Source organism: Escherichia sp. KTE114 (genome assembly GCF_000407765.1).
Classification (GTDB): Bacteria; Pseudomonadota; Gammaproteobacteria; order Enterobacterales; family Enterobacteriaceae; genus Escherichia; species Escherichia ruysiae.
The window spans coordinates 384,399-397,088 of sequence record NZ_KE136626.1; the positions used below are offsets into that span (position 1 = coordinate 384,399).

The 12,690-nt window shown below is 44.8% G+C and carries 10 protein-coding genes and 1 pseudogene; 9 read left to right on the top strand and 2 right to left on the bottom strand.

The window, feature by feature from the left end; genetic code table 11:
• Positions 1–223: 223 nt before the first annotated feature.
• From WC5_RS18625 to WC5_RS18590, 8 genes are all read left to right on the top strand, one after another.
• Positions 224–697, top strand: coding sequence for a hypothetical protein (locus WC5_RS18625; RefSeq protein ID WP_000008714.1), 474 nt, complete (start codon positions 224–226; stop codon positions 695–697).
• Positions 694–1,029, top strand: coding sequence for a lysozyme inhibitor LprI family protein (locus tag WC5_RS18620; RefSeq protein ID WP_000789898.1), 336 nt, complete (start codon positions 694–696; stop codon positions 1,027–1,029). The genes WC5_RS18625 and WC5_RS18620 overlap by 4 nt, the downstream gene beginning before the upstream one ends.
• Before the next feature lie 810 nt (positions 1,030–1,839).
• Complete coding sequence (locus WC5_RS18615) at positions 1,840–2,823, top strand: KpsF/GutQ family sugar-phosphate isomerase (RefSeq protein WP_001298261.1); 984 nt, start codon at positions 1,840–1,842, stop codon at positions 2,821–2,823.
• Between the two features lie 71 nt (positions 2,824–2,894).
• A complete protein-coding gene (locus WC5_RS18610) occupies positions 2,895–4,043 on the top strand; it encodes a capsule polysaccharide export inner-membrane protein kpsE (protein ID WP_000905918.1) in 1,149 nt (382 codons plus the stop codon).
• 23 nt (positions 4,044–4,066) lie between these two features.
• Complete coding sequence (locus tag WC5_RS18605) at positions 4,067–5,743, top strand: polysaccharide biosynthesis/export family protein (protein ID WP_010348153.1); 1,677 nt, start codon at positions 4,067–4,069, stop codon at positions 5,741–5,743.
• A gap of 9 nt (positions 5,744–5,752) precedes the next feature.
• Positions 5,753–6,493: a 3-deoxy-manno-octulosonate cytidylyltransferase gene (kdsB, locus tag WC5_RS18600; RefSeq protein WP_000030764.1), complete on the top strand. Its 741-nt coding sequence runs from the start codon at positions 5,753–5,755 to the stop codon at positions 6,491–6,493.
• A complete protein-coding gene (locus WC5_RS18595; RefSeq protein WP_000579242.1) occupies positions 6,490–8,517 on the top strand; it encodes a capsule polysaccharide biogenesis protein in 2,028 nt (675 codons plus the stop codon). Before kdsB ends, WC5_RS18595 begins: the two co-directional genes overlap by 4 nt.
• A gap of 34 nt (positions 8,518–8,551) precedes the next feature.
• A complete protein-coding gene (locus WC5_RS18590; RefSeq protein WP_001161855.1) occupies positions 8,552–9,787 on the top strand; it encodes a capsule polysaccharide biogenesis protein in 1,236 nt (411 codons plus the stop codon).
• A 302-nt stretch (positions 9,788–10,089) separates the two neighbouring features.
• On the opposite strand, the gene WC5_RS18585 is transcribed toward WC5_RS18590, so the two are convergent.
• Both WC5_RS18585 and WC5_RS18580 read right to left on the bottom strand, forming a co-directional pair.
• A complete protein-coding gene (locus tag WC5_RS18585; RefSeq protein ID WP_024192180.1) occupies positions 10,090–11,157 on the bottom strand; it encodes a glycosyltransferase family 2 protein in 1,068 nt (355 codons plus the stop codon).
• Complete coding sequence (locus WC5_RS18580) at positions 11,154–11,417, bottom strand: hypothetical protein (RefSeq protein ID WP_000710754.1); 264 nt, start codon at positions 11,415–11,417, stop codon at positions 11,154–11,156. Before WC5_RS18580 ends, WC5_RS18585 begins: the two co-directional genes overlap by 4 nt.
• A 588-nt stretch (positions 11,418–12,005) precedes the next feature.
• On the opposite strand from WC5_RS18580, the pseudogene WC5_RS25810 reads away from it, so the two are divergent.
• Positions 12,006–12,297, top strand: a pseudogene (locus tag WC5_RS25810) (hypothetical protein).
• Positions 12,298–12,690 lie beyond the last annotated feature (393 nt).

The window sequence follows — 12,690 nt, forward strand, 5'->3', positions numbered from 1 at the left end:
TTCTTGTCCGGCAATCAGGTCATACCCGTATCCACAGGTCTCAATATTGGAAAAGAGATTTTATTTTAGGCAAGCTGAAATTTGCATTACAGCATATTCAGGCCTACACCCGAATGACCTGATTAACCATAAAAAATTGATGCAGCGCAGCATGTTAATTATTCCTGGATCTTACATTGTCATTGCACAGTAAATGTAGAAACTTATGCGTAACGGAGTATTTATGAGTTTTAAACGTTTGGTTATAATTACCGCAATATCCTGTATGTATACCGGATTTGCATTTGCAGCGAACGTCACGTTGAACCCTGCCCAGGTAGAACATCTGAATAACGTCATTAATCACGAGGTAAAAGGGAAAGATGACCATAATTTTGTCTATACCAACTGGACAGAAGCTCAACGTGTGGCCGAATTTATTTGCCGACCACTCGCTCTGAAAGAGCTACAGAAGCGGTACACCGACGTAGATAAGGTTATTTTCGATCAGGGAAAACATAATATGCAGCGTCTGGTCTCACCTGCATTGCTGACAGGTAATGGCCAGTACCGTAGAGGGATTAACTGGACGACTTTTCACTTCGCCTGTGAACTGTCAGTGAAAACCGGAGAGGCGATGGGATTCAGGCTGTTGAGAAATAAAACCCTGACCATGGCTCCGGGGCCCGTTATTCGTTCCGGGGAGATCGGCCAGTGAAAAATATTCTTACCGCATTTCTCATCATCATTCTCCCTGCTTTCTCCGCCACGGCAGCCAGTTTTGACTGCCGCCAGTCCCGCAGTGCGGATGAAAAAGCAATTTGTTCATCACATAGCCTGAACGATTTGGATGTGGAGATGAGCGTTAAGTATCAATTTCTTCATGGGCTTTACGCGATGGGAGCCGCCGGGGAACTGCATGACTCACAGGTACTATGGCTGGCTGAACGTCGCCAGTGTGGTGGCGATACCACCTGCCTGACAAAAGCATACAAGCAGCGCCTGAAAACGTTGAACCATCTTTATGACGCGATTAATAAACCACTCTGAATCTAAACTGGACTGCTGGTTGTCGGAAACGCCTTCATACAAGGCATCTCCTTACCGGCACGTATAACTCAAAAAGAGCCTGATGATTGTTCTTCCATCGGCTCTTTCTCTGAAGTTAAGGAAGGCTCCGGACGGAAGTACTCGCTGGCATATGCGGCTCCAGCTCAATCAATGATAATCACCATCGTTATTTTTTTATTTAGCAATAATCTCCTGAAAAATAGATATAGCCAAAATTCAATCCTGCCTGGCTTAATTCCGCATCCATCACCAGAAATAATCAACGCCATAACTATCATGTCATTTAATAGTCACCGCTAAAATTTTATTATTTTCTTCTGCTTTACAGGGAAATTGTCAATCTGTTTATTATGTCCGGTTTAAATAGTTAATCACAAAACATCATCGCCATTGCTGACGTGTTTTATTCATTGATAACAGTGCCATACGTTCTTTTTTTTACAAAGAAACAATCAATTGCTAAATTGTTTTTTGACTTAATAGTTAAGAGCGAAACATTTTAACAAATGATAAAAATCCTAAATTCCTTGTTCATAATGTAGGGGTGTGTTAAATAGGTGGGCAAAATTTGGTTCCCCCTTCTCGCCTGTAATATTGCAGCATCTTCGCACTCCCATGAGACATTGCGACTTAATAAGAAGGTGATAAGCCCTGCATAAGCGCATGGGCTGACCATGGTTTTATATTCATAAAAATATTTCGTTATAACCCATTGATTTAATATCAATAATTTATTGTGGGTTCGGGTTTGTTGTGACTGTGGCATTATTTCCGTGCAAAGGAGCTGATATGTCTGAAAGACATTTACCTGATGACCAGAGCAGTACTATCGATCCATATTTAATTACCTCTGTTCGCCAGACCCTGGCAGAACAAGGCGCAGCATTACAAAACTTGTCTAAACAACTGGATTCCGGGCAGTACCAGCGTGTCCTTAATTTGATAATGAACTGTAAAGGGCACGTTATTCTTTCGGGAATGGGTAAATCAGGGCATGTCGGTCGTAAAATGTCAGCGACGCTGGCCTCTACCGGTACACCGAGTTTCTTTATTCATCCGGCAGAAGCATTCCATGGCGATCTGGGTATGATTACGCCCTACGATCTCCTGATCCTTATTTCCGCCAGCGGCGAAACGGATGAAATCCTCAAGCTGGTTCCTTCACTGAAAAATTTCGGCAACCGAATTATCGCCATTACCAATAATGGAAATTCCACGCTGGCAAAAAATGCTGATGCCGTGCTGGAACTCCACATGGCGAATGAAACCTGCCCGAATAATCTTGCACCAACAACGTCCACCACGCTGACCATGGCGATCGGTGATGCGCTGGCTATTGCCATGATCCATCAGCGCAAATTTATGCCAAATGATTTTGCACGTTATCACCCGGGCGGTTCATTAGGCCGTCGCCTGCTGACCCGCGTTGCGGATGTCATGCAGCATGATGTTCCTGCGGTGCAACTGGATGCGTCATTTAAAACCGTGATTCAACGTATCACCAGCGGATGCCAGGGAATGGTGATGGTAGAAGACGCAGAAGGCGGGCTGGCGGGCATTATCACCGACGGTGACCTGCGTCGCTTTATGGAAAAAGAGGATTCTCTGACATCCGCCACGGCTGCGCAGATGATGACGCGTGAACCGCTGACGCTACCGGAAGACACCATGATCATTGAAGCGGAAGAAAAAATGCAAAAGCACCGCGTCTCAACATTATTGGTGACTAACAAGGCAAATAAAGTCACTGGCCTTGTGCGCATTTTCGACTAATTAAGCAACGGGGTGCGAGAGTTTAGTCTCTCATTGAGTTTGCGCCCCACTGAAACTTTGATAATCGTTACATGTTGATAAAAGTGAAGTCTGCCGTATCCTGGATGCGTGCTCGTCTGTCTGCCATCTCACTGGCAGATATCCAAAAACACCTGGCGAAAATCATCATTCTGGCACCGATGGCGGTGCTGCTGATCTATCTGGCTATCTTCAGCCAGCCTCGCTATATGAGCGAGTCGAAAGTCGCCATTAAACGCTCAGATGATTTAAACAGCGGCAGCCTGAATTTTGGTCTGCTTCTGGGTGCCTCTAACCCCAGTTCCGCAGAAGATGCGTTGTATCTGAAAGAGTACATCAACTCGCCGGATATGCTGGCGGCGTTGGATAAGCAACTGAATTTTCGTGAAGCGTTTAGCCACAGCGGGCTCGATTTTCTTAATCATCTTAGCAAGGATGAAACCGCAGAAGGCTTCCTCAAGTACTACAAGGATCGTATCAACGTTTCGTATGACGATAAGACCGGATTGCTGAATATTCAGACGCAGGGCTTTAGCCCGGAGTTTGCGCTTAAATTTAACCAGACCGTGTTGAAAGAGTCAGAACGCTTTATCAATGAGATGTCGCATCGCATTGCGCGCGATCAGCTTGCCTTTGCAGAAAGCGAGATGGAAAAAGCGCGCCAGCGTCTGGATGCCAGCAAAGCGGAACTGCTCTCTTATCAGGACAGCAACAACGTCCTGGATCCACAAGCCCAGGCGGAGGCCGCGAGCACGTTAGTCAATACGCTGATGGGTCAGAAGATCCAGATGGAAGCAGATCTGCGTAACTTGCTGACATATCTGCGTGAAGATGCACCACAAGTGGTAAGTGCGCGTAATGCGATTCAGTCATTGCAGGCACAAATCGACGAAGAAAAAAGCAAAATCACGGCGCCACAAGGTGACAAATTAAACCGCATGGCAGTGGATTTTGAAGAAATCAAATCAAAAGTAGAGTTCAACAGCGAGCTGTACAAACTGACCCTGACCTCCATTGAAAAGACCCGTGTAGAAGCGGCTCGTAAGCTCAAGGTGCTGTCTGTGATCAGTTCGCCACAGTTGCCGCAGGAATCGTCTTTTCCAAACATCCCTTATTTGATCGCCTGTTGGTTACTGGTGTGCTGCCTGCTGTTCGGCACCCTGAAACTATTGCTGGCTGTTATTGAAGATCACCGAGATTAACGCTGTCGCTGAATGAGTTTGTGATGAAATTATTTAAATCAATTTTACTGATTGCCGCCTGTCACGCGGCGCAGGCCAGCGCGGCCATTGATATTAACGCTGACCCAAACCTGACAGGAGCAGCGCCACTCCCCGGTATTCTGAGCGGACAGAAGTCGGATACGCAAAACATGAGCGGCTTCGACAATACCCCACCGCCAGCGCCGCCGGTGGTGATGAGCCGTATGTTTGGTGCCCAACTTTTCAACGGCACCAGCGCGGATAGCGGTGCGACAGTGGGATTCAACCCTGACTATATTCTGAATCCGGGCGATAGCATTCAGGTTCGTTTATGGGGTGCGTTCACCTTTGATGGTGCATTACAGATTGATCCTAAAGGCAATATTTTTCTGCCAAACGTTGGCCCAGTGAAAGTTGCCGGGGTTAGCAATAGCCAGTTGAACACTCTGGTTACATCAAAAGTAAAGGAAGTGTACCAGTCCAACGTCAACGTCTACGCCTCCTTATTACAGGCGCAGCCAGTAAAAGTGTACGTGACCGGCTTTGTGCGTAATCCCGGTCTGTACGGTGGCGTGACGTCTGATTCGTTACTCAATTATCTGATCAAGGCTGGCGGCGTTGATCCAGAGCGCGGGAGCTACGTTGATATTGTGGTCAAGCGCGGCAACCGCGTGCGCTCTAACGTCAACCTGTATGACTTCCTGCTGAACGGTAAGCTGGGGCTTTCGCAGTTCGCCGATGGTGACACTATCATCGTTGGGCCTCGTCAACATACGTTTAGCGTTCAGGGCGATGTCTTTAACAGCTACGACTTTGAGTTCCGCGAAAGCAGCATTCCTGTAACAGAAGCGTTGAGCTGGGCGCGCCCTAAACCTGGTGCGACGCACATTACGATTATGCGTAAACAGGGGCTGCAAAAACGTAGCGAATACTATCCGATCAGTTCTGCGCCAGGCCGTATGTTGCAGAACGGCGATACATTAATTGTGAGCACTGACCGCTATGCTGGCACCATTCAGGTGCGGGTTGAAGGCGCGCACTCCGGTGAACACGCCATGGTACTGCCTTATGGTTCCACCATGCGTGCGGTTCTGGAAAAAGTCCGCCCGAACAGCATGTCGCAGATGAACGCGGTTCAGCTTTATCGCCCATCAGTGGCTCAGCGTCAGAAAGAGATGCTGAATCTCTCGCTGCAAAAGCTGGAGGAAGCGTCACTTTCTGCCCAGTCCTCCACCAAAGAAGAAGCCAGCCTGCGAATGCAGGAAGCGCAACTGATCAGCCGCTTTGTGGCGAAAGCACGCACCGTGGTTCCGAAAGGTGAAGTGATCCTCAACGAATCCAATATTGACTCTGTTCTGCTGGAAGATGGCGACGTCATCAATATTCCGGAGAAAACATCGCTGGTTATGGTTCATGGCGAGGTGCTTTTCCCGAACGCGGTGAGCTGGCAGAAGGGAATGACCACCGAGGATTACATCGAGAAATGCGGTGGCCTGACGCAGAAATCGGGTAACGCCAGAATTATCGTCATTCGTCAGAACGGTGCCGCCGTCAACGCGGAAGATGTGGATTCACTCAAGCCGGGCGATGAGATTATGGTTCTGCCGAAATATGAATCGAAAAATATTGAAGTTACCCGTGGTATTTCCACCATCCTCTATCAGCTGGCGGTGGGTGCAAAAGTGATTCTGTCTTTGTAAGGAGTTGAAATGAGCAAAGCAGTTATTGTCATTCCGGCTCGTTATGGCTCATCACGCCTGCCGGGTAAGCCGCTACTCGATATTGTTGGTAAACCGATGATCCAGCATGTTTACGAGCGTGCGTTACAGGTGGCGGGCGTCGCAGAAGTTTGGGTGGCAACGGACGATCAGCGTGTTGAACAGGCCGTACAGGCGTTCGGCGGGAAAGCCATTATGACGCGTACCGATCATGAATCCGGCACCGATCGGCTGGTCGAAGTGATGCATAAAGTCGATGCAGATATCTACATTAACCTGCAGGGCGACGAACCCATGATTCGCCCGCAGGATGTAGAAACGCTGCTGCAAGGAATGCGTGACGATCCCGCGTTGCCGGTGGCAACGCTATGCCACGCGATATCTGCCGAAGAAGCGACTGAACCCAGCACAGTAAAAGTGGTTGTGAATACCCGCCATGATGCACTTTATTTCAGCCGTTCGCCGATTCCGTATCCGCGTAATGCTGAAAAAGCGCGCTATCTGAAACACGTCGGTATTTACGCTTATCGTCGCGATGTGCTGAAAAACTACAGCCAGTTACCGGAGTCCATGCCGGAGCAGGCGGAATCACTGGAGCAGCTACGGTTAATGAACGCGGGAATCAACATTCGCACATTTGAGGTTGCCGCAACCGGTCCGGGCGTTGACACCCCTGCATGTCTTGAAAAAGTGCGCGCCCTGATGGCACAGGAACTGGCTGAAAACGCATGATTGGCATTTTCTCGTCCGGCATCTGGCGTATTCCACATCTGGAGAAATTTCTGGCGCAACCGTGCCAGAAACTTTCTCTGCTGCGCCCTGTTCCGCAAGAAGTTGATGCTATCGCCGTGTGGGGACATCGCCCCAGCGCGGCGAAACCAGTCGCCATCGCCAAAGCAGCGGGAAAGCCGGTCATCCGTCTGGAAGATGGATTTGTGCGCTCGCTGGATCTTGGCGTCAATGGTGCGCCACCGCTTTCTCTGGTGGTGGATGATTGCGGCATTTACTACGATGCCAGCAAGCCTTCGGCGCTGGAGAAACTGGTACAGGATAAAGCCGGAAATGCAGCATTGGCAGATCAGGCCAGAGAAGCGATGCACACCATCGTGACCGAAGATTTGTCGAAATATAATCTGGCGCCTGCGTTTGTGGCTGATGAGTCAGAACATTCAGACATCGTTCTGGTTGTCGATCAGACATTTAATGATATGTCAGTGACGTATGGTAATGCGGGTCCGAATGAGTTTGCCGCCATGCTGGAGGCCGCGATGGCGGAAAATCCTCAAGCGACAATCTGGGTGAAGGTGCACCCAGATGTACTGGAAGGAAAGAAAACAGGTTATTTCGCCGATCTGCGCGCCACGCAACGAATACGTTTGATTGCGGAGAATGTCAGTCCGCAGTCGCTGTTGCGGCACGTTTCCAGGGTTTACGTCGTGACCTCCCAGTACGGCTTTGAAGCCTTGCTGGCAGGAAAACCGGTGACATGCTTCGGTCAGCCCTGGTATGCAGGCTGGGGCTTAACGGACGATCGTCATCCGCAGTCAGCGTTGTTATCTGCCCGACGCGGTTCTGCCACACTGGAAGAACTGTTTGCCGCTGCATACCTGCGTTACTGTCGCTATATCGATCCGCAAACGGGAGCAGTAAGCGATCTGTTTACCGTGCTGCAATGGCTGCAATTACAACGTCGACATCTGCAACAGCGTAATGGCAATTTATGGGCGCCAGGCTTAACCCTGTGGAAGTCGGCGATCCTGAAACCTTTCTTGCGAACGGCAACAAACCGGCTGAGTTTTTCACGTCGCTGTACTGCGGCGAGCGCCTGCGTGGTATGGGGTGTAAAGGGAGAACAGCAATGGCGAGCCGAAGCGCAGCGAAACTCACTGCCATTATGGCGAATGGAAGATGGTTTTCTGCGTTCATCCGGACTTGGCTCTGACCTGCTGCCACCGCTATCGCTGGTGCTGGATAAACGCGGTATTTACTATGACGCCACACGCCCCAGCGATTTGGAAGTGCTGCTGAATCATAGCCAGCTAACGCTGGCGCAGAAGATGCGAGCGGAAAAATTACGCCAGCGACTGGTTGAAAGCAAACTGAGTAAGTACAACCTGGGAGCCGATTTCTCTCTACCAGCCGAAGCCAAAGGTAAAACAGTTATCCTGGTGCCGGGTCAGGTAGAGGACGATGCCTCTATTAAAACAGGCACTGTCTCGATTAAGAGCAACCTTGAGTTATTACGCACAGTACGCGAGCATAATCCGCACGCCTACATTATTTATAAACCGCACCCGGATGTACTGGTGGGGAATCGCAAGGGCGATATTCCGGCAGAACTGACTGCTGAACTTGCTGATTATCAGGCACTGGACGCAGATATTATTCAATGCATCCAACGCGCAGATGAAGTGCATACCATGACGTCGTTGTCGGGGTTTGAAGCGTTATTACATGGCAAGCACGTACATTGTTACGGCCTGCCCTTCTATGCCGGTTGGGGTTTAACCGTCGATGAACATCGCTGCCCGCGTCGCGAGCGAAAATTAACGTTAGCGGATTTGATCTATCAGGCGCTGATTGTTTATCCAACCTATATCCACCCAACACGGCTACAACCTATTACGGTTGAAGAGGCGGCGGAATTTTTGATCCAGACGCCGCGCAAGCCGATGTTTATTACCAGAAAAAAAGCGGGGCGAGTAATACGCTATTACCGCAAATTAATTATGTTCTGCAAGGTCAGACTTGGCTAAACAATTTCACAGTTGACTATTACACAAATTATTTATGCAAGGTAATGCACTAACCGTTTTATTATCCGGTAAAAAATATCTGCTATTGCAGGGGCCAATGGGACCCTTTTTCAGTGATGTTGCCGAGTGGCTAGAGTCATTAGGCCGTAACGCTGTGAATGTTGTATTCAACGGTGGGGATCGTTTTTACTGCCGCCATCGACATTATCTGGCTTACTACCAGACACCGAAAGAGTTTCCCGGATGGTTGCGAGATCTCCACCGGCAATATAACTTTGACACTATCCTCTGCTTTGGCGACTGCCGCCCATTGCATAAAGAAGCAAAACGCTGGGCAAAGTCGAAAGGTATCCGCTTCCTGGCATTTGAAGAAGGATATTTACGCCCGCAATTTATTACTGTTGAAGAAGGCGGAGTGAACGCATATTCATCGCTACCGCGCGATCCGGATTTTTATCGTAAGTTACCAGATATGCCTGCGCCGCATGTTGAGAACTTAACACCTTCAACAATGAAACGTATTGGCCATGCGATGTGGTATTACCTGATAGGCTGGCATTACCGTCATGAGTTTCCTCGCTATCGCCATCACAAATCGTTTTCTCCCTGGTATGAGGCACGTTGCTGGGTTCGCGCATACTGGCGCAAGCAACTTTACAAGGTAACACAGCGTAAAGTATTACCGAGGTTAATGAACGAGCTGGATCAGCGTTATTATCTTGCCGTTTTGCAGGTATATAACGATAGCCAGATTCGTAACCACAGCAATTATAACGATGTGCGTGACTATATTAATGAAGTCATGTACTCATTTTCGCGTAAAGCGCCGAAAGACAGTTATTTGGTGATCAAACATCATCCGATGGATCGTGGTCACAGACTCTATCGACCATTAATTAAACGGTTGAGTAAGGAATATGGCTTAGGTGAGCGAGTCATTTATGTGCACGATCTCCCGATGCCGGAATTATTACGCCATGCAAGAGCGGTGGTGACGATTAACAGTACGGCGGGGATCTCTGCGCTGATTCATAACAAACCACTCAAAGTGATGGGCAATGCCCTGTACGACATCAAAGGCTTGACGTATCAAGGGCATTTGCACCAGTTCTGGCAGGCCGATTTTAAACCGGATATGAAGCTGTTTAAGAAGTTTCGGGGGTATTTATTGGTGAAGACGCAGGTTAATGGGGTTTATTATGGGGAGTGGAGTTTTGAACATGAAATTAAGGTTGATAAGGATTTTTTGAGTCTTACACGTCAAGTTTAAAATATAATATCTTAATTAATAATTTAAATTTAAGTTTCAATGGATGTTAATTCAAAACACTTCCAGCGATTAGAAGCATGCTAAAAAATTACGCTTTACAATTTAATTTATTAACTTAGATATAATTTTCGATAGTTAACTACATCGCTAAAATTTTCGCATATTGATTGCAGTTCCGTTTCCAATATTTTTGGTATATACATTTTATTTACATGTAAAAAAGCCATGCGGGATAACTAGTTTTATCTCGCATGGGACTCCTTATGCGGAAATATTCTTATACAGCTAAATAGATGATTAAATTAATTCCCCTTCTGCTTCTTATTTATTTTATTCAATTCCAAAGCATCATGTTTAAAATGTTCATAGTTTCCCTCCAGCAAATATTGTGAAAGATTTTTAAATTTTTTATAAATAAAATCAATGTTTGTAAGTTCAGGATGGGCTGCTAATGATTTATGCATCTGACTAAAAAAGTATTGTTTTTCCTCATTAGATAGTTTTTTGTTTCTTATGATGGCTGCTAAATGTTCTGAACATATGATCATCCATGCATTGAACATTTTTATTTTTTCAATCATTTCTTTTTTACTAAGAAAAATATAGTTTAATCCACTTTGCAAAACAAAAATTCTATTTTCAATTGGGAAACTCACTTTAGAAAGATGTGGTTGATCGTGTCCGTTAAGAATATAATAATCCTTATCTGATAAAACTGATACAGTATTAGCAACAGTTAACGCGTGACATGAAAAAATCATATCTTCGTAAACAGGTATTGATGGGTTGAATAAAATCCCATTATCAAGAAGCAATTTTCTATTAAATAATTTGAAAATTTTCAGTGATCTGAATAAGTGATTTTTGATAATGTCTGCTTTGTTAGCACTTTTTCTGAATGCCCATACAGGTATTCCACGTCCTGTAGATGAGGCTTGCTTAAAATATACAATATCACTATTATTTTTATCTGCAATATGCAGTCCATCATAAAGTAACTCAGGATGAATTGCATCATCAGAATCTAAAAAGAAAACATAACGTCCTTTGGCTGCTTTTATTCCTTCATTGCGTGGAGCTGAAGCATTTCCGGAAGGGATTTCTCTGCGAATAACACGCCAATTTATGTCCGGCGCAATAAAATACTCAATTGCAGGAATACTTTTATCTGTTGAACCATCGTCAATAAAAATCACTTCAAATCTATTTTTATCTAGCGTTTGCAAATTAATTGATTTTATACATTCAACAATTAACCTTTCCCTATTATGAACAGGAATTATAACAGATATGTCGAATTTAATATTTAAATCGATAGTGTTTATAACGGACATTATTTTATATAAAGCACAGGGAAGAGCTTCAATCAAAATAACGCAAGATGAAATTCTTTCTTTTTTTCACTACCTTTTACGGTAAAAAAAGAACAATCAGTACGAAGTACAAAATCCACGTCCAAAGCTGTCTGGTTGGCGGTGAAGTCTAATGCAAATTTCACATTTTTATATTCAAAATCAACAACGAAGCAATTTTCATTGTAGAACCATGTTTTTTTGATGTATTCGCGCAGTGATGTCTGCTCAAAAAATCTCACTATATTTTCAGTCATAGCAGCAATATCTTTTTTCATTTTTCAACCTCTAATATCTATTGTATTTATCAATATAAAACACTACCATCTTAAGATGGATAATTATATCCAAATATTCTTACATGATTTTATATTATCATCTTCACAGCAGGCTACAATACGACACGATATACTTAACATACATAACAATTTTATTGGTGATTATTTTGCTGGTGAGAGTTCAGCATATCTAAACCTGTCAAACTGAATTTTGAATATTTTTAAGCGAAGCGAATTATATGTATACATATAGTGGATGTGAAGTTCTGGTCATATAAAAATCCCCGCATTCTTTCGAAAGCGGGGAAGACATGAAACAAAGCTAATGGTACATATTGTGCAGTCGCATATTTTATTCCACATTGGAATAAAATTGAATATGATAGTTTCTTTTTCGGGATGATTTAACTAAAAAAGGCCCGCGGAAGCTGCGGGCATAAAACGCGGAAATGGTTAAATTTCAGATAGTCTAGGTTACGATTCTATCATGTATGTCATTCGCAGTGAAGTAATTAGATATTTGCGTGGATGTACTATTTTGTCCAATTTAATAACAAAGGGAATTATACCGAAACAGGGAAATTTATGATGGATATTCTTCCCATTTTCCTGTGCTTTGTGCTGTGGTTGTACAGGTACTGGTCGGCATTCTTACTGGAAATTTGGCCTATGGTGCTATAGCCGGTTGCACATTCTTCATTGCGCATGAACACACCCAAGCTGAATATCGCTGAGTAGAAATATTCGGACATAGTAAGCGGAATAAAATGCCACGGTGGAGCGGTTTTAATTTCCGCGTACAGAATAGGCAAGCCTATTAGATTTTGCGGTTCCAGTTATGGCGTGTTTGCTCCTCTGGTTGTTGATTAATCACGAGTAAAAAATAAAGCTTATTGTGCTTCAATGAAACTGAGTATTGTGAGTTAATGTATTAGAAAGTTAACATTATATGCTGTATTGCTAAGCTTTGTACTAATAGTCAATAATTCCACTTCAGACTGAAAGAGTGGTTGTGAACACCACAGAAGTAGATCTATCGTTGCTGGCTGCCAAGAAGAAGTTTGCAGTACTATAAAATCGTGTTGATACATCAACCGTTCCAGATATCGAGTAGCTATAATTACAATTTTATTTATATAATTTGAATTAATAGGATATAAACATGAATGAAAAGTAGAACGTTTCCTGTCTAAACTCGAAAACGGATTTTTTACATAATAATATAATATTCATTTATGAATTATAGAATAACAGTAATTAATTAAAATAAATC